Origin of the sequence: Flavobacterium erciyesense (assembly GCF_018069925.1) — a bacterium.
GTDB classification, from domain to species: Bacteria; Bacteroidota; Bacteroidia; order Flavobacteriales; family Flavobacteriaceae; genus Flavobacterium; species Flavobacterium erciyesense.
This window is the reverse complement of sequence record NZ_JAGPXB010000004.1, coordinates 52,914-71,785: the sequence shown is the minus strand read 5'-3', so window position 1 is coordinate 71,785 and position 18,872 is coordinate 52,914. Positions and strand designations below refer to the sequence as shown.

13 protein-coding genes are annotated in these 18,872 nt (G+C 36.0%); 7 read left to right on the top strand and 6 right to left on the bottom strand.

Going from position 1 to position 18,872, the window contains the following annotated elements:
* Positions 1-417 precede the first annotated feature (417 nt).
* Both KBJ98_RS06080 and KBJ98_RS06075 read right to left on the bottom strand, forming a co-directional pair.
* Entirely contained in the window at positions 418-639 is a 222-nt protein-coding gene (locus KBJ98_RS06080) for a hypothetical protein (RefSeq protein ID WP_210788754.1), read from the bottom strand.
* Between the two features lie 52 nt (positions 640-691).
* Entirely contained in the window at positions 692-6,019 is a 5,328-nt protein-coding gene (locus KBJ98_RS06075; protein WP_210788752.1) for a reprolysin-like metallopeptidase, read from the bottom strand.
* Between the two features lie 244 nt (positions 6,020-6,263).
* On the opposite strand from KBJ98_RS06075, the gene KBJ98_RS06070 reads away from it, so the two are divergent.
* A complete protein-coding gene (locus tag KBJ98_RS06070) occupies positions 6,264-6,938 on the top strand; it encodes a TonB-dependent receptor plug domain-containing protein (RefSeq protein WP_210788750.1) in 675 nt (224 codons plus the stop codon).
* A 39-nt stretch (positions 6,939-6,977) separates the two neighbouring features.
* On the opposite strand, the gene KBJ98_RS06065 is transcribed toward KBJ98_RS06070, so the two are convergent.
* Together KBJ98_RS06065 and KBJ98_RS06060 are read right to left on the bottom strand one after the other, a co-directional pair.
* Positions 6,978-7,538, bottom strand: a complete 561-nt coding sequence (locus tag KBJ98_RS06065; RefSeq protein WP_210788749.1) for a DUF6642 family protein — start codon at positions 7,536-7,538, stop codon at positions 6,978-6,980.
* A gap of 165 nt (positions 7,539-7,703) precedes the next feature.
* Positions 7,704-8,621, bottom strand: coding sequence for a glycosyltransferase (locus KBJ98_RS06060; protein ID WP_210788748.1), 918 nt, complete (start codon positions 8,619-8,621; stop codon positions 7,704-7,706).
* Between the two features lie 48 nt (positions 8,622-8,669).
* On the opposite strand from KBJ98_RS06060, the gene KBJ98_RS06055 reads away from it, so the two are divergent.
* The 3 genes from KBJ98_RS06055 to KBJ98_RS06045 are packed head-to-tail and all read left to right on the top strand — an operon-like array spanning position 8,670 to position 11,229.
* Positions 8,670-9,767 carry a glycosyltransferase gene (locus KBJ98_RS06055; protein ID WP_210788747.1) on the top strand — a complete coding sequence of 366 codons (1,098 nt, stop codon included), beginning with the start codon at positions 8,670-8,672 and terminating at the stop codon, positions 9,765-9,767.
* The gene (locus tag KBJ98_RS06050; protein WP_210788746.1) at positions 9,758-10,150 is read left to right on the top strand and encodes a sugar 3,4-ketoisomerase; all 393 of its coding nucleotides are present in this window, start codon (positions 9,758-9,760) and stop codon (positions 10,148-10,150) included. Before KBJ98_RS06055 ends, KBJ98_RS06050 begins: the two co-directional genes overlap by 10 nt.
* Complete coding sequence (locus tag KBJ98_RS06045; RefSeq protein ID WP_210788745.1) at positions 10,147-11,229, top strand: glycosyltransferase family 4 protein; 1,083 nt, start codon at positions 10,147-10,149, stop codon at positions 11,227-11,229. Before KBJ98_RS06050 ends, KBJ98_RS06045 begins: the two co-directional genes overlap by 4 nt.
* On the opposite strand, the gene KBJ98_RS06040 is transcribed toward KBJ98_RS06045, so the two are convergent.
* Both KBJ98_RS06040 and KBJ98_RS06035 read right to left on the bottom strand, forming a co-directional pair.
* The gene (locus KBJ98_RS06040; RefSeq protein WP_210788744.1) at positions 11,222-12,124 is read right to left on the bottom strand and encodes a glycosyltransferase family 2 protein; all 903 of its coding nucleotides are present in this window, start codon (positions 12,122-12,124) and stop codon (positions 11,222-11,224) included. The two genes, KBJ98_RS06045 and KBJ98_RS06040, sit on opposite strands and share 8 nt — an antisense overlap.
* Complete coding sequence (locus KBJ98_RS06035) at positions 12,124-12,810, bottom strand: cell division ATP-binding protein FtsE (protein ID WP_210788743.1); 687 nt, start codon at positions 12,808-12,810, stop codon at positions 12,124-12,126. The genes KBJ98_RS06040 and KBJ98_RS06035 overlap by 1 nt, the downstream gene beginning before the upstream one ends.
* Before the next feature lie 246 nt (positions 12,811-13,056).
* Between KBJ98_RS06035 and KBJ98_RS06030 the strand changes: the two genes are divergently transcribed.
* The 3 genes from KBJ98_RS06030 (at position 13,057) to KBJ98_RS06020 (ending at position 18,857) form a co-directional block, all read left to right on the top strand.
* The gene (locus KBJ98_RS06030) at positions 13,057-16,071 is read left to right on the top strand and encodes a tetratricopeptide repeat protein (RefSeq protein ID WP_210788742.1); all 3,015 of its coding nucleotides are present in this window, start codon (positions 13,057-13,059) and stop codon (positions 16,069-16,071) included.
* A gap of 67 nt (positions 16,072-16,138) precedes the next feature.
* Positions 16,139-16,894, top strand: coding sequence for a PhzF family phenazine biosynthesis protein (locus KBJ98_RS06025; RefSeq protein WP_225899073.1), 756 nt, complete (start codon positions 16,139-16,141; stop codon positions 16,892-16,894).
* Between the two features lie 154 nt (positions 16,895-17,048).
* Positions 17,049-18,857 (top strand): TonB-dependent receptor, encoded by a 1,809-nt coding sequence (locus KBJ98_RS06020; protein WP_210788741.1) that lies wholly within the window; start codon positions 17,049-17,051, stop codon positions 18,855-18,857.
* Positions 18,858-18,872 lie beyond the last annotated feature (15 nt).

Genomic DNA, 18,872 nt, shown 5'->3' with positions numbered 1-18,872 from the left:
TTATTTCTTAGTATTTACGTTACTTTTTAAGTAACGGTTTTTGTTAAATACTTTTTCTTAAGCATTTTAACCCAACAAAGATATTATTTTTTGGGTTTCGTTAATATTTTTATATCGATAAAATGCAATTTTCATCGGTTAAGTACGTTTTTTCTGTTAGTTTTTGTAGTGTTTATGTTGTTAATGCTTTAATATTGGGTTCTTGTTTGATAGTTGCTATTCCTTGCTGATGTGTTAGAGTAGCTAGTCATTTTATTTTTTCGGTTTGCTTATTTTTCTTGACCTTTGGTTGCAATACTGCATTCGAGTATTTTTTACTCAGTTTAAATTGTTCGTGAATAAAAAAAAACTAGAATCAAGATAATTTATCTTTAGATTCTAGCTTTTTATTTCTGTATTTATGCCATTCTCATTTTTCTAATTACTGTGTGCTTGATTTTCTTTTTTACTAAAATGAAAATAGGCATACAAAATCCCGGCTATGATCAATATAAATAATTTGCTATTAATTGGAGCTGCAGTGGGTTCAGGTCCTTCTAAATCTCCATTTTCACTTTCGTCTCCAGGTACTGCAAACATAACCATGCTACTAAGAAGAAAAAAAATAGTGCAATAGGTAGTAAATAATTTGTATCTCATTCTGTTTGTTTTTTTTTAAACCTGCTTGCTAGTAGCAGGTTTATTAGTGCAATTAGTAAATTATTTTTTTGTTTACTGTTTCGTTGTTATTTGAAATAATTTTAACAATCAGCGTTTGATTGGCATCAGTAAAGTTAGTCAGGCTAGCCGAGTTACTATTTAGGTTATCTTTTTCAAATAATAAGCGTCCTCGGATATCGTAAATACGTACCATTTTCATAGTAGTTTTTCCGCTATTTAGATGAATTATTCCGTTTTGATTGTAGACAATTACATTGTTTTCATCAAAGTTAGAAGGAAGTCCAAGTGTAGTATCTGTTTTGTAAACTATGGCAAAGCGGTCGTTAAATGTTCCTGACGTTGAAGTAAATTTATAATCAGATTTTTTTAGATCATGCTCTATTGCGGTTTGCTTGTCTTTAATGAAAATGTTTTGCTCTCCAGAAAACAATCCATCAACATGATCAATTCCAATTGTAAAGTTTCCAGCTGAATTAGTTTTGAAAGTTAACGGTACTGCATCGGTATTTTCAAAAGGTAAACTTCTTCCTTGGATAACAAATTCTTCATTGTCAATCAAAGAGTTTAATGCAATAGCATTGTCATTGATGTATCTACCATCAATTGTAGCATCAATTCCAGCTGTAGCTTTTGGCATATAGGCAATCATCATTTGGTTCGCAGGCTCAGAATCTTTACTTAAATTAAGCCAAATGCGGTGCATATCTGATTCTCCTGTTCTTAAAAATTGGTTATCGTTGTTCGCAACACGCATTGTATTGTTAAAAGTTACTGAGGCTGTAGTTGGCTTCACAATAAAACCTTGACCTACTTGAATGAAACCATTTGGCACTATGCTACTACCTCCACCTGCATTTGCAGTACCTCCTGCGGTAGTGTAGGTTGCGTAGGACGTTGAAGTTGTATTGTTGGTTTTTCTCCAAAAATATAGTGGCTCTGTAATGTTATTGGTACTTATAAAAGTATTTGCACTGATAGTAGATGGATAAGGATTTCCTACGCCGTTAAATTTATTAGCAGTTGTAGCAATATTGTATGTGCCGTTATTTGGAACTCCTTGAAATCTACCTTCCCAAACAGTTGGCGTAGTGGGATGATTATTTGGTAAGCGAATTAAAAATCCTTTTGCTAAAGTGAAATTAGAGGTTGCAGCCATTGCGCTGTACAAATCAGTAGCAGAGTTGTACGTATAAAAACGATTACTCAATGTTGCCGGCGAAAATGCTTGTAGTTGTTGTCCTGCAACCGGCGAAGACCATAATACATAATCTAATAACATCAGTGGCGACGTTCTACGTTTTACAATTATAGATCCGCTGTTGCTATTGGTAGTTTTAGTTTGTAATAAATTAGTATTGTTTTCAAATGTTAATGATGATCCTGCAGCTACAGTGATATCGTTTGCAACTGTAAAGTTAAATCCACTTGGTACTGTAACAACGGCGTTGTTGTTTACAGTTAAACTACAAGCAGTTAGATTTGCATTTGCAGTAAAGTTACCCGAAATAATTACTCCTTTTGTTGCAACTGGTAATCCGTTAGACCATGCAGAACCATTCCAGGTAGTACTCTCGATGGTTACTGTTGTTGCGGCAGAAGGTGTAGCATTACATGAACCATTTTTAACTACAGCTCTAAAACGAGTTGTTTCAGTTAACGATCCTGAGGTATAGGTGTTTGTTGTATTGGCAATAGTTGTCCATGCAGTGAAAGGGCTTATGGCACTTTCCCAATTTATAATGTTCCCGGTAAAACCTGTTAAAGTCAATAGGCCACTATTTGAATTAGAACAAATTGTAGTTCCACCATCAACTGTTCCGCCAACTGATACAGGATCAACAGTAATTGCTAATGTGGTTGTAGTACCACATTGTCCCGCATTTGGTGTAAATGTATAAGTCGTTGTAGCAGTATTGTTTAGGGCAGGTGACCATGTTCCCGTTATACCATTTAAAGATGTTGTTGGTAATGCAGGGATTGTACTACCTGAACAAACGGGCCCAACAGCTGAAAAAGTTGGTGTAATTGGAGAGCAAATATTCAATGTAGCTGTATTACCACCTGAATAAGCGTTATTAATTCCAGTAATGGTATATGTAAAATTATCAGGTGCTAAGTTCGCTCCGTTGTGCGTGTAAGTTATTAAATTGTTGTTGATATCCAATTGTGTAAAAGTACTACCCACGGCCAAGACATTTCCATTTAATCTTAAAATTCCATTAGTAGGTAATGTAGTCACATTGTAAATTAATTGTATTGGATTAGCTGTAGGCTGGCTTGCCAATAAAGTGCTTTGGCCAATTGTTATGTTACTTCCTGTAAGCACGTTAGGAGTAGTGTATGCAATTGTAATATTGTTTACCACTTGTAATTTACCACAAATAGTTATTGAAAAATTGCTAAAGGTACCACCAGAAGCATTAGGACCTCTGTCAGTTGCTAATAATGTCCACTTTCCTAAAGAACTTGTTCCATTAAATTTTGACAAGGGTTGACTTGCCTGCTGTATGCCCTCTAGTCCTGCATTTGTTGTATTGTCAACATTCCCGCAAGTTAATGGAGTTCCGTTGTCATCAAAGGTTACGTCAAAATTAGCTCCTACACAATCTCTATTGTAAACTTCTACAAATACACCAGTTGGTCCACTAAACTGCATTTTGATGTCATTCAAAGCCGCGTGAGTAGCTTTCATATAAAAACTAGCTTTGGTAATGTTGATGTTGTCAGCAATATTAATAACTGCTTGCACTGCATTTGTCGTGCCTGTTTCCCATGTAGCATTCGGAGAAAAAGTTACATTTGAGTAAGTGTTGCAAAAATCACTAGCAATTTGAAATACAAAACTATCAGAGAAGTTTCCAGGGTTACAGGCGTTAATTGGTTGAACTCTCCAGTAGTTAATTGTACCTGAAATCAAACTGGTTGTTTGATAGGTGTTTGTCGTTACTGTTGCTGTTTCGCGAATGCTTGCAAAAGTTGGACTATCTGAAATTTGTACCAAATATGAAGAAGCATTAGCTAAATTACTCCATTGTAAAAGCACTGAAGTAGCTTGGTTTTGTGCGCCATTACTTGGACTATTCAAAGTTACATTACTAATAGTAGCATCAAATACACGCAAAGTTAAAGGCAAATCGATAGCTGCAGTGGTCGATGTACCTCTAACTGTAAAATTGTAAGTTCCTATTGCTAAATTTGTAATGCCTGAAATGGTAATTCCCAAATTGCCTGCTGTTGTTCTTGTGGTTGGAGAGAATGTTGCAGATGCTCCAGCAGGTAATCCTACGGCTGAAAATGTAACGGTCTCTGAGAACCCTGGTGCAGGAGTGAATGTAGCAGTGTAAGTAGCATTATTTGGTTTACATACTGAAGCTGTAGCGTTTGCCGTAGTTAAATCAAATTTGTTCGATTTTATTTCAAAGTTAACATTTGAAATATCAAAAAAGATATTTCCAACCGCTTCAATTAATATACGATTCGTTGTTCCAATATTAGAAGGTACAGTTATAGCTTGTGAACCATCATTAGGAGTATTTGCTGCTAATGTAATAGGATAGGTTAATCCTCCATCGGTAGAAAGTTTAATGTTCACGTTGGTAGCATAAGTAGCTGTATTGGTACCAGTCATGTTCCAAGTTACAGTTTTGCTTTCGCCCACGTACCAAGTTTGGGCTGTGTTTGGTGCTGTAACGGCAAATGGCCCTACATTCCCAATTGTTATTGCAGTATTGGCTTGGTTTGTTTGTCCTCCCGCTGCATTGTTATCTCGTACAGTAACTCTAAAATTAATCGTTCGAGCTACACTTGGTAAAACCTCCCATGTTGGAGCAACGTTATCAATTAGAGATTGCATGTTTGGAAAAGTGCGTGAAGGTGAAGAGGAAGGCATAAACGACCTAAAGTTTGGTCCTGTTGTTCTATTGGCTTGAGGGGTTCCTGTTACGCCAGCTGCTGTACCATTCATTTGTTCCCAAGTGTAAGTTAAAGCATCACCATTGCTGTCAGCGCCTACTGCGGTTAATGTAAAAGGTGTTGACAAAGGAATACTGTATGATGTAGTTGTTGTAACAGTAGGGGCAGTGTTTGCTATTGTAGCTTCTGCTTCGCATGTATTGCGATTGATGGTAGTAGTCATTTGCGATATACTAATGGCGTGGAAGTAAGCATCGCTGTTGTTTTGAATATTTGGTGGACAAATACCTGCATAACCCATAATTGTTGATCCACTACCTGGCTCTAAACCTGAGGCAGCTGAAAACTGGCATGCATTATTTTGAGTGTGCCCTGCACCAAATTGGTGACCTATTTCGTGGCATACGTAGTCAATATCGAAAGGGTCATATTGAGGTGTTACAATGCCTGTCACCCCTTTTCCTTTTGTGCTTGGTTCGCATGGTTCAATACCCGCGATACCGCCGCCACCAGTGCTAAATACATGTCCAATATCATAACTATTCACACCAATTAATCCTGTGATGTTAGCCGTATTTACGCTTAACATTTGGCTTCCGTCATAATTATCGTAAGGATCTGCAGCAGGTGTGGCGTCAGAGTTTACTCCATTTCTGTAAATCAACCTATTATTTGATGCAACTACTTGAAATTGTACTGCTAAATCACGTCTGTAAACGCTGTTTACGCGCACCATTGTTGCATTTATCCCTGCAACCGCACCTGCAATGGTGTTCCCATAGTATTCGGTATACTCAGAGGTACAGGCAATAGCAATGCGGTACGTTCTCATTTTAGAATCTTTGAGATTTGTTGTTTTTTGATTGCTTTCATTTGTTTTTACTGATTCTTGAGCATCCATATCTGTATTACAAACGAAAGAGTCCGTTGGGCTTCTTTCAAAGTCTGCGCGGTCGTAAACAATATAGTCTGTTAGGTTGTTCTTAGAAAACGGATCGATATAAATAGTTCGCTCACCGGTAATTAAACCGGTAAAACCTTCTGGAGAAATACTGATATAAATTTGGTTTAGAGGATTTTTTTGGCTCACTCCGTAAAATGATTGGATTTCCGGAAATTTAGCCTCTAAATCTGGGTGAAGTACACTTGTTTTTTCAATCAAGAAACTCTCCACTTTTCCATTAGCTAGTGGGAAATCGAGGATAACCGCAGAGGCAAGTCTATTATTATTGTCTCTTTTTACTGCAGATTTAAAGTTTGATTTTAAAGTTTTGAAATCTAGCGAAAAAACTTTGTACTTTAACGGGATGTTTTTTCGCTCCGGGTTGTTAATTGCTCTTGAATTGTCGGAGCTGCTTTTGAGTTGCCAGTTGTTGATCGACTGCGCCGAGGATACCTGATGCAATAGCAATACTAATAATGTTAGTAGGAAGTAATTTTTCTTCATAAAAATTGGATTTGGAACCTCAAAAATATGTTAAAATATCAGTAATTACAATCGTTTTCGTTGAATTGTTAATTTTTCTTTAAAATTAATCTTTTTTGTTAATAATAGTTATCAACAGCTTTTAGTGAAACGAAAATAAGAGTTAATTTACCTACGTATTTTTTGATAAATTGGTTTGCATTCAGTTGCTAATCATTTTATTTATAGTTACTTTCTATGTATCTTTATCTAATAAATTATTCTTATGAAAACGAAAACCTGCTATGTTGTTGTTTTTTTACTTGCTTGCTTTTTTGGTCAAGCCCAAAAAAAGTTAACGGGTAAGGTTACTGATTTTAAAAATAGACCCATTGTTGAGGCTCGAATTTATGTTGACTCGCTTGATGTGAATTGCGCGACAAACAGCGAAGGTGAGTTTGAATTGCTGCTGCCGCAAAAAGTAAGTTTTATTAATGTTTACAGTAAAGCATACGGCCTGTTATCTTCAAAATATAATAACGAGGATCGTATGAGTTTTAAATATTTAGAGTCGCAAAAAAATAATAAAATTCGGTTACAAAAAGGGGAGCAGTTGCCTTTGATTTATTCTACCGTTGATAATGAATATAAAATAAACGCTACTAAAAACGTGAACGAGCAAAATCAAAAATACCAAGGCGTATTTACTAATATTTATGACTTGTTACGAGGTCGTGTTTCGTCTGTTGTAGTGTCTAGGAACAATAAAATTTCTATTCGAGGGGTTAGCTCCATTCGTAATACGGCAGAACCTTTATTTGTGGTAGATGGAATGATTATTACAAGTTTAGATTATTTATCTCCAAATAATGTAAAAGAAATAACTGTTCTTAAAGATGCTGCTGCGGCTGCTTACGGAGCGCAAGGGTCAAATGGAGTTATCGTAATAAAAACCAAATAAAATTTTCATTTTAGATTTGGTAAAAAGGTGTGTCTAGTTTTAATAATACATCCTAAAATCCAGAAATTTACATAATTCGTACTGCTTTTGATGCAATTCTTCAACTACATTAAATATCGAATCATCAGCCTCAAACAAGCTAAAAAACAGTTGATCCAATGCGGTGCTGCTTACTGCTGCATGCGGTGAACCATAACCAGATATGGCTTTGGCACAAGTAATGTCTAAAAAGTATTGCGATTCATCAGGAGTTAAATCTAATGCTTTGGTGCTAGCAAAATGAATGATTTTACCTCTCATTTTTCCTTCGAATAATTCTGCAATTTCCTCTAAAGTATAAAAATAATTGTTCAAACAAATGGTGTTGGCTTCGCCTTGCATAACCAAGTAAATGATTTCATAATTGGTGAAGTTATGATCGTCATACAGTAAACTATGCAGTCGTTCCTCTAATCCTTCAATCGAATCGCAGGTGGTATGTATGCTGCTGATTCCTTTGTCAAAAGCCAATCGTTCTAGGTGCTGTACCACTTCGGTGGCAGTAACTTCTTCAATATCAGCAACTGCTTCAAGGCAAAAAATAAAGGTGTCGTTCTCCATAAATTATAAGGTTCGGTGGCAGAAACTCTCCTTTATTTTTTAAGGGGTCTGAATTTCTAAGTGAAAAATTTTTCTTTAACAAAGATACTAAAGCCTTTCAAAACCCGAAAAAAACAACTGTGAAGGAATCCTTAATTTATACTACTCTTATCCTAATTTTGTGACCTACAAGCGGACAAAATCCTTATTGAATAGTAATGAAAAGTTAATTGTTAAATGCAGTTTCAAGTATTTGAGCAATAAGAAAGGATCAATAGTCCGCAACGCTATTTGCATTTCAAAATGTATCATTTTCAATACGGCTTGGTTTTCTTCCTTGGAGGTATTGAGCTGCAATGCATTACGCACAACTTGGTAGGTGCTGCGGTTGTATAATCTTGTTTTTTTGTTCAAACGTTTAAAGCGGCGCGAGCTTAAGGAATTACGGAGTTCTCTCTTTTTGACCAAAATACTGTCAATAAAATCAAATTGATAGAAACGCGCTGTTTTAATCCAAAAATCATAATCTTCAAATTGTAAATTTTCATTAAATCCCTGAAAACGATCGTAAACTTCTCTTCTTGCCATGGCCGAAACAGAACAGACATTATTTTCAAGTCGCAGCAGACTCAAATATATATCGCCTACAGCCTGTGGTTTTATTCTTCTTTTGTTTTCGTCAACCTCAAAAAAGTAACAAAAATGAGTGTCGTCTTCAAAAACTAATTCTGCATTACCATAAACAATTCCAACATTTGAAAATTGACTTTTTGCAAAAGCTTCTAATTGCAGCTCTACACAGTTGTCAACCAATGCATCATCAGCTGCTAAGTCAATAATATAACTTCCGTTGCTTTTTGCAAATGCTTTGTTGAATGATTGGGTGTTTCCTAAATTGTGTTCATTTTTTATAAAAACAATTTCAGGATTTTTTTTCAACCAGTCCGCAATCGCTTCCACAGAGTCATCAGTACTGCAATCATCTACTATAATAAGTTCAATATTAGTGTAGCTTTGATTTTTTACCGACTGCAATGCTTCTTGCACATATTGGCCATGATTGTAGCAAAGACATATTATGGAAACTAGCGGTTTGTCATTCATTTGTACGGCAAAGTGTTTATATTTGGTGCTAAAATAGTAATTTATTGCATGAGTACTGGTAAAACTAAAATAGCATTGGTGGGCGATTCTCTTGGTGGAGGCGGTGCTGAGAGAGTGCAGGCACTTTTGTCTATTTTTTTTGAAAGTAAAGGCATAAATGTACACCACATTATTTTTGTTGATGACACCTCTTATGAATATGCTGGAGAATTATATAATCTTGGCAAGCAAAAAGTCGAATTAACCCTTGATAAACTAAAGCGTTTAAAAAAGATAAAAACCTATTTAGCCGAGCATAATTTTGATATCATTATCGATTTTAGGTATCGTGTAAATTTTTTTAATGAATGCTTGATGGCGCATTGGGTATATAAAAAACCTGCTGTTTATACCATTCACAGTAGTTTATACACGAATTATATTCCTGAAAGTCGTTTTTTAGCGCGACTTATCTATAAAAAGCATCGTTGGGTAGCCGTTAGCAAAGCGGTTGCATCTGCAGTGGCAACCCGTTACAAGAAAAAGGTAACTTCTATTTACAATCCAATTCCTTTTAAGCAAATTCAGGAATTGGCTGCCGCCGAAGTTGAAATCAAAAATCCGTATATTGTAGCAGTGGGGCGAATGAACGAACGAGTGAAACAATTTGATGTTTTAATTCAGGCTTTCGCCGAATCGATATTGCCACAGCAAGGCGTACAATTAATGTTAATCGGATCTGGAGCTTTAGAAGCGGAGTGGAAAAAAGTCGCACTAAATTGCGGTGTGCAAGATTCAGTAGTTTTTGCAGGGCAGCAAAAAAATCCTTTTAAGTACCTTAAAAAGGCACTTTTTACAGTGGTTAGCAGTCAGTATGAAGGACTTTCAAATGTATTAATTGAAAGTCTTGCAGTTGGCACTCCCGTAGTTTCGTTTGATTGTTTTGCTGGTCCGAACGAAATTATTGACCATGAAATAAATGGTTTATTAGTGCCTAATCAGGATCAGCAAGCGCTAACGCAAGCCATAAATAGAATGATCGAGGATACTAATTTGTACCAAAAATGCAAGCGCAACGCAGCAGGCACCATAACTCATTTTGAGCTGGAACACATTGGTCAGCAATGGCTCCATTTTTTAAACTTAAATTCCCATTCATGCAAATAGAAATTATTGATATCCCTAAGATTGAAAATGTTTTGGGCAATATCGCTGTTATCGAAAATGAGGTAATTCCTTTTGAAATCAAGCGCGTGTATTACTTGTATGATATCCCAAGTTCATCCAAGCGGGGCGGTCATTCACATAAAAAATTACAGCAGGTTTTAATTGCTATTTCAGGAAGTTTTGATGTGGTGCTAAATGATGGTAAAAGTCAAAAAACAATAACATTAAACAAGCCTGATAAAGGTTTGCTGTTGCGAAATAATACTTGGCGTGAATTAGAGAATTTTTCGTCAGGAGCTGTTTGTATCGTCTTGGCTTCCGAAGTTTTTGATGAAGCCGATTACATTCGGGATTTTGATGTCTTTTTACAATCGGTACAATGAAAATCTTGTATGTAGTTCCCAGCATTAATAATGACGGAGGCGTAGCGCGTGTTTTGGCGCTAAAAGCCAATTATTTGATTCGAAATTGGCAATATGAAGTGCATATTGTGACGCAGAATCAAGGTCACACACCGCTTTTTTATGAGTTTGATGCTGCTATTGCAATACATGATATTGTTCTGAAAAAAAACGCAGTAGGCTTTGTTTTCGATTATATTACCAAACTAAAAAAAATCATCAATACCGTTCAGCCCGATTTAGTTTTGGTTTGTGATAATGGTTTGAAAGCTTTTTTATTGCCTTTTTTTCTTGGTGTAAAAATGCCATTAATTTTAGAAATTCATAGTTCTAAATTTATTGAAGAGCGCCCTGCTCGACATTTTTTAGATCAAGGATTTCGATGGATGAAATACAAATATAAAAACTTTTGCGCCAAGCGCTTTTCGCAAATAGTGTATTTGTCTGAAAGTAGTAAAAAGGAATGGAACAATATAGATGGCGTCATTTTGCCTAACCCGGTTTGGATAGAAAATGTTCCAATTGGTAAGGATAAACAAAAAATAGTTTTGGCAATAGCACGAAACTGTTATGAAAAAGGTCTTGACCGACTTTTGCCTATTTGGTCAGCGGTCACAAAAGAGTATCCGGATTGGAAACTGCATATAATTGGAGATCAAGTAGGGCAGTTGCAAGCGCAAGTTGATGGTTTTGGTATTTCTGATAGTGTGTGTTTGCGGCAATCAGTTACCGCAATTGATGTTGTGTATGCTAATGCTGCAGTCTTTGTTTTAAGTTCTCGTTTTGATTGTTACCCGATGGTTTTAATAGAAGCCATGGCTAGTGGATTGCCTTGTATTGCTTACGATTGTCCCTGCGGTCCAGCAGCTATAATTGAATCTGGAGAGACTGGATTTTTGATTCCAAATGGAAACCAAGAATTGTTTGTTTCTCATTTAAAACAATTGCTAGTAAATGAAAATTTGCGTCTTGACATGGGAAAAAAGGGTAAAGAAAAGGTCGTTCAACAAAGTATTGATCTCATTATGGAGCAGTGGCACGCTTTTTTGAGTGCTATCTAAAAGCGTTGCTTTTTTGGGCCAAAGTACACAAGTAACCAATTTTAAAACATTTGAAAATCCATAATCGAGGATTTTTACCATTTAAGTTCTTTTCAATCCATTTTTCATTTCGAAGGTATAAAAATGAAGTAAAGTGAACTAGTTTGAACTTTTGCAACAGCAGTAAAACTTGAATAATTTTAATAAAAGAAGCGGCTATTTTTTGGTCTGTGTATAAACTTAAAGCACTATCCAATGCTTCTTTGGTTTTTAAAAGGTACATTGAATTAGAGTCAAGATCAGCATGTGCAATGGGGTTGTCAATATGCTGAATGCTAGCATTTATTAGACTTAATTGATAAGCAAGTTGCGTATCTTCATGGCCGTATTGTTTTTTGTAAGGTTCAAATTTTATTTGATCAAAACACGATTTTTTTATCACCGTGTTATTAAACAATAAGGCTTGGTATTTTCTTTTTTGTCGCTGTGTTGCCGTTTGGTCTTCTGTAAATTTGCCGTATTTCCACCTTAGTTTTTGATTGTCTGACGGACAAAATTCTGGGTGCACACGCCCACCATAAACCACATCGTATTCTACAAGATACTCTAAGTAGGTTGCTATAAAATGAGTACTGATGCATTCTGAATCACCATCAATAAATAACAAATACGGATGTTGGGCTTGGGCAGCTAGTGAATTCCGGTTTTCTCGATGGCCTAAATTTTCCGTCAAGGCCGTAAATTGGCAATTGGAAAGTGTGTTAACTTTTTCGTTTTCGGTATTGAAAACAGGTCCAGAAGCATCATCTTGACACAAAATTTCAAAATCAATACCGCAAGTTATGCATTGTTCGTGTAAGGCTTCTACCAACGGAAGTACGTTGTAGTTGTATACAGGAACAAGTATAGAGAGCATTATGCCGTACGTTGTTGAATAACTTCAAATATTTTAGAATCTTCGCACTTTAAAGTTTTTGATGGGAATTTCATTAGCAAAGCGTAATCATGCGTTGCCATAATGATCGTTTTTCCGTTAGCGTTGATTTTTTTCAATAATTCTAAAACTTCAGCACTAGTTTGCGGGTCCAAATTTCCAGTAGGTTCATCGGCCAAGATTAATTCAGGGTCATTTAATAAAGCACGAGCAATGGCTACACGTTGTTGCTCACCACCAGAAAGTTGATGTGGCATTTTTTTACCAAAATCTCTCATGCCTACTTTGTGCAATACTTCGTCAATTTTCGCATCCATTTCGCCTGGATTCGTCCAGCCAGTAGCTTTCAAAACAAACAACATATTGTCATTGATAGAACGGTCCGGAAGCAATTTGAAGTCTTGAAAAACAATACCAATCTTGCGTCTCAAAAACGGAATATTATCCTCTTTTAATGTAGCTAAATCAAATTCTACCACGTGGCCTTCTCCTTCTGTCAAAGGTAAATCAGCGTATAAGGTTTTCATTAAACTACTTTTTCCAGAACCAGTTTTACCTATTATGTATAGAAATTCCCCGTGGTTAACTTCTAAATTTACTTCACTTAAAATAGATTTTCCTTCTTGGTATATGGATACGTTTTTTAAAGACAGTACGGTTTGTGACATAATTTGTATTTGTTTGTGCGGTAAAAGTACTAAGATAACGCTGGTATTACAAATAAATTATTGGCTTGGAACTCAAATTTTGTAATTTGGTCACGTTTAAAGATGCTAAACGAAAATGGTAAGGCTTTATGGTACAAAAGTTGCTTCGAGTACTTGGGCTTTGACACAAAAGCATAATAAAAACGATAACGGATTCGTTATCCATTGCAGAATACAATACATTTGAATTATAAAAATAAAATCACAATGCATAAACTTTCTTGGAGTACGCTCTGCATCCTTTTTGGAATGTCAACCAGTATTTGGGCACAAAAATCTACTATTTATACCCATGATTCAAAGGATTTTAATACTGCTGTAGCCATGTTCAAGGACGGGCAATATACCTCTGCACAACATTTGTTCAACCGAGTAAAAGCCACTGCATCAACAGAAGAATTACAATCGGATTGCGCGTATTTCGCAGCTTTTTGTGCAATTAAAACCAATCAGTCGAATGCTGATGAGTTGATGGAGCAGTTTGTAGATACCTATCCTACAAGTGTAAAACAAAATCAGGCTTACGCAGAAGTAGCTCAGTTTCATTTTGCACAAGGCAATTATCCGCAAGCTTTGCAATGGTTTGAAAAAGTAGAAGAAAACGCAGGCACTAGAGCAGATCAAGAAAAATACAACTTTCAAAAAGGATACAGTTATTTTGCTGCTAAAAATAAAAAGCAAGCAACTGCCTATTTGAATAAAGTAGTCAACTCAGCAGAGTACGGTTCTCAAGCCAAGTATTATTTGGGTTTTATGGCTTACGAAGGCGATGATTACAAAGAAGCTACCAAATATTTTGATGCGGTTTCAGGGGAAGAAAAATACAAAGAAAAACTTTCCTACTACCAAGCAGACATGAATTTTAAGTTGGGTAATTTTCAAAAAGCAATTGATTTGGGTAAAAAAGCTATGCCTAATTCGTCGGCTTTAGAAAAATCAGAGCTCAATAAAATTATTGGCGAAAGTTATTTTAATTTAAAGCAATACGACCAAGCTATTCCGTACTTGGTAGCATACAAAGGCACTAAGGGTAAATGGAATAATACTGATTTTTACCAATTGGGTTACGCGTACTACAAACAAAAAGATTTTGAAAACGCGATCTCACAATTCAACAAAATTATAGGTGGAAAAGATTTTGTAGCTCAAAATGCCTACTATCATTTAGGAGAAAGTTATTTGAATACTGACAAAAAGCAACAAGCGCTCAATGCTTTTAAAAATGCTTCTGAAATGGATTTTGATCTTGCCATCCAAGAAGATGCTGCTTTGAATTACGCCAAACTAAGTTACGAATTAGGGAATTCTTACGAAAGTGTTCCTGCAGTATTGCAAGCTTTTTTGAAAAAGTATCCTAAAAATGCCAGTAGAGTTGAGGTTGAAAAATTATTAATCGACTCCTATATTTCATCTAAAAACTACAAAGAAGCTTTGGTATTGTTAGAGCGCAACAAATCACCTGAAAATAAGTTGGCCTATCAAAAGGTTTTATTTTACAGAGGATTGGAATTGTACACCGATACAAAATACTCCGAAGCATTGTCCATGTTGACTAAATCTTTGAACGAAGCAAAAGATCCATATATAACAGCACGAGCTACTTTTTGGAAAGCTGAAACTGAATATGTTTTAGAGGATTACAAAGAAGCCGTTTTAAGTTTTAAACAGTTTAGTGCTGCAGCAAAAGCGAGTACAACACCTGAGTTTAAAAATCACAATTACAATATTGCCTACACTTATTTTAAACTAAAAGAGTACGATCAGGCGGCTACTTTTTTCCAGAATCAAATAGAACAAGCGCCATCGGATAAGGTTCGTTTGTACGATTCGTATTTGCGCATGGCCGATTGTCGTTTTGTGACTTCAAAATACAGTCAAGCCATTGAAGGCTACACAAAAGCCATCGATGCTAAAAGTTCTGATGCAGATTATGCTTATTTTCAACGTGCCATTTCACAAGGTTTTTTAAATAAAAATGACAAAAAAATTGCAGAACTGAACTCTTTTTTGCAACTGTATTTAAAGTCGGATTGGCGAGATGATGCACTTTTTGAGTTGGCAAATACTTATGCCGCTGACAATAAAAACGATTTGGCCGTTAAAACATATGACCGTTTGATAACCGAATTTAAAAAAGGTTCTTTTGGGGCAAAAGCTATTTTACGTCAAGGCTTGGTGTACTACAATACTGATAAAGACGACTTGGCTTTGCAGAAATTCAAAAAAGTTGCTGCTGAATTCCCAAGAACTCCCGAGGCACTTGAGGCCGTGGCAACAGCTCGTTTGATTTATGTTGATAATGGTAGGGTAGATGAGTATGCAACTTGGGTGCGTACTTTAGATTTTGTGGCGGTTACTGATGCAGAGCTTGATAACGATTCATACGAAGCAGCAGAGCGTCAGTACCAGCAAAACAACACCAAACAAGCCATTGCTGGATTTAGTAGTTACGTGAGTCAATTTCCAAAAGGGATTCACGCACTAAAAGCCAATTACTTTTTAGCACAATTGTATTTTGCACAAGAGTCTTTCGATCAAGCTGTACCTTCATATCAATATGTAATTGCACAAGCTAATAACGAATATACAGAGCAATCTTTGTCGCGCTTGGCACAAATTTTTATCAAAAAGGATAATAATGAGCAAGCAATTCTAGTTTTACTTCGATTAGAAAATGAAGCCGAAGTGGCACAAAACAAAACTTTCGCACAAGCCAATTTGATGCGACTGTTCCGACTTATAAAAGACAATGATAACGCTGTTCGATATGCGGAGAAGGTATTGCAAAACCCAAAAGCCGATGATGCTTTAAAAAGTGATGCACAAATTACCATTGCTCGCGCGGCAATAGCATTAGGTGACGAGGCCAAAGCCAAAACGGCTTACGCCAATGTGCAGCTTATTGCCAAAGGGGAACTTGCAGCCGAAGCTTTATACTATGACGCATATTTTAAAACAAAAGAAGGGAAGTTTGAAGCCTCGAATGTGGCTGTTCAAAAACTAGCCAAAAATTATGCGGGTTACAAATATTACGGAGCGAAAGGTTTGGTGCTTATGGCGACTAATTTTTACAATTTGAAAGATAGTTTTCAGGCAACTTATATTCTTGAAAATGTAATTCAGAATTTTACAGATTATAAAGATGTTGTTGAAGATGCAAAGAAAGAATTGGATCGAATTAAAACCGAAGAGGCAAAAACCAATTCCAGTATTACCAAATAAATTGAATTAATAAATCAGTAAAGGTGCTTTGAGAATTTTTGCAGCACTCTTTTAGATATTTTAAAATATGACTTTACCTTTTTATATAGTAGATGTTTTTGCAGAACAAAAATATGCTGGCAATCAGTTGGCTGTTTTTACTGATGCGCAATCACTCTCTACTGAGCAAATGCAACAAATAGCAAGAGAAATTAATTTTGCCGAAAGTACTTTTATCACTGCCTTAAATCAGGACACGGGTACTGCTTCGGTACGTATTTTTACACCTGATCAAGAAATGAAATTTGCAGGTCATCCTATAATCGGAACATCGTGGATTTTGATGCATAAAATTTTTCAGAAAAACTTCGATGCTATTACGCTTGAAGTTCCTGTAGGAGCAATTCCAGTGCAACAAAAAGGGGATTTGGTTTGGCTTCAAGCTGCGCAACCTTCCTTTTTAAATACTTTTTCGGCAACTGATTTTGAGAATTTCAGTAACTTAAATGTAGCCGATTTTGATACAAATTTTGACATTCAAGAGGTAACAACAGGTAGCGCTTTTGTAATAATTCCTTTGAAATCAGCAGAAGCATTAAAACGTTTGCAACTCGACAAGCAAAAGGCGCACGAGTGGTTGGTAGCGAATTGTGGTACGGCGCACCGCGCTTTTTACTTTTTTACTTTGGAAGGGAATAAATTGGAATCGCGCATGCTTTGCATAGAAGACAATCAACTCAAAGAAGATGCCGCCACGGGAAGTGCGAGTACTTGTTTGCAAGCTTTTTTACTAAAGTATTACCAGCAAGAAATTCAAATAACCATCACCAAGGCGATTATATGAACCGTCCTTCGCGCATTTATTTTGACGGAAAAAAAGAGGCTGAACATTTTGAAATAAAAATTGGAGGCAAAACACAATATGTAGCAAAAGGCGAATGGGAAGTGTAAAATTCTCTTTTTATTCACAAACAAACACACGTATAAAACAGTACAAAATGGTAGTTATAAAATCGATCATACATACAATAAAAGCCTCTCAGACGAAGCAATTTGCTTTTTTGAACCCAAAAACCACTGCGGTAAGTTTGCTGGTTTTGTTGGTTTCTCAAATTTCGTTAGCACAAAAGAAAGAACAAATAGGCAATGAAACAGTTAATGTCGTAAAGGCCTATACTCCCAAAATTTCGGATGCATCCAAAGCCAAAGAAAATCCAGATTTAGACGATGAAGGTAACGAGAAAAAGGAACGTATTAAATATGCTATTTTCTCGTTCCCAGTAGCTTCGACTTTTACACCATCAAAAGGAAAAGCAGAAGGTGTGACCAAAGAAAAACAAGCACAAGTTTTTCAAAATTATGCCACTTTGGGTGTTGGGAATTATGGTACTTTGATTGGGGAACTTTTTGTAAACCATGAACTCAACAACACGGATTATGTAGGAGGAATGTTCCGTCATCATTCTTCGCAAGGAGGAATTAATGAAGTGGTTTTAGATGATAATTTTTACGATACTGCTCTCGATGTAATGTACGGTTCCAATCAAAAAGGATTGTCGTATAATCTAAATGCAGGCTATCAAAACCAAGTATACAATTGGTACGGTTTACCTGCTAGTTTTGGAGCAGGAAACACACCGCAAGCTAATGCTCAACTTATTAGTGGTATTGACCCACTTCAGGCATACACTACGCTTTCTTTAGGCGGAAATGTTGTGGTTTCTGAAAGTTTTTTACAAGACGCAACGGTTAAATTTACTCACTTTTTTGATAAGTATGATTCTTCCGAAAATCACTTTGCAGTAAAACCAACCTTTGTGTTTAACGCAAATGATAAAGCCATTAAAACCGAATTGACGGTTGATTATCTGTCTGGAAGTTTAAAAAATAATTTTAGCAATACTAATGTCGAAGCTTTAAAATACGGTTTTACAAATTTAGGTTTGGCACCAAGTTTTGAGATGCAAAGAGATGATTGGACACTGAATCTTGGAGCAGCATTCTTTTATAGTATGGACAGTCAAAACAGTAAAAACTCTTTTTTTATCTATCCGAAAGTAACCGCATCATACAAAGTTGTAGGCGATTTGATGCTGTTTTATGCTGGTGCTCAAGGCGATTTAAAACAAAACAGTTACGAAAGCTTGGTAGGACAAAATCCGTTTTTGTCACCGACCAATTTGATGCGTCCTACAGACCAACAATATGATATTTATGCAGGTTTAAAGGGGAAATTGTCAAACTCAGTTAGCTATAATGTACGTGGATCGTACTTAAACGAACGTAATAAATTTTTGTTTCGTGCGAACAATTACAGTGAAAACAATACGAATCCAGATTATGGTTTTGGTAATTCTTTTCAGGTGGTTTACGATGATGTGAAGACCGCTAGTTTTTATGGAGAGTTAAAAGCTGATTTTTCAAAAGCGGTTAGTTTTGGTGTAAATGGAACGGTAAGTACTTACAAAACGGCTTTCCAACAAGAAGCTTGGAACCTTCCAACGCTGCAAGTAAATGCCAATTTAGATGTTACTTTTTCTCCAAAATGGTTTGCTGCTGCACACGTTTATTATGTCGGAGAACGAAAAGACTTTCAAGAAAATACCTCCATTGTCACCAACAGCCCACCAATAACTTTGGATGGTTATTTTGATGTAAATGCAAAAATTGGATACAAATACAGTGACCGTTTGACAGCATTTTTAAACGGAAACAACTTGGCCAACAATTCTTATCAAAAATGGTTGAATTTACCAGTGCAAGGTTTGCAGCTTGTTGTAGGAGCCAATTATAAATTCGATTTTTAACTAAGAAAAATAAAA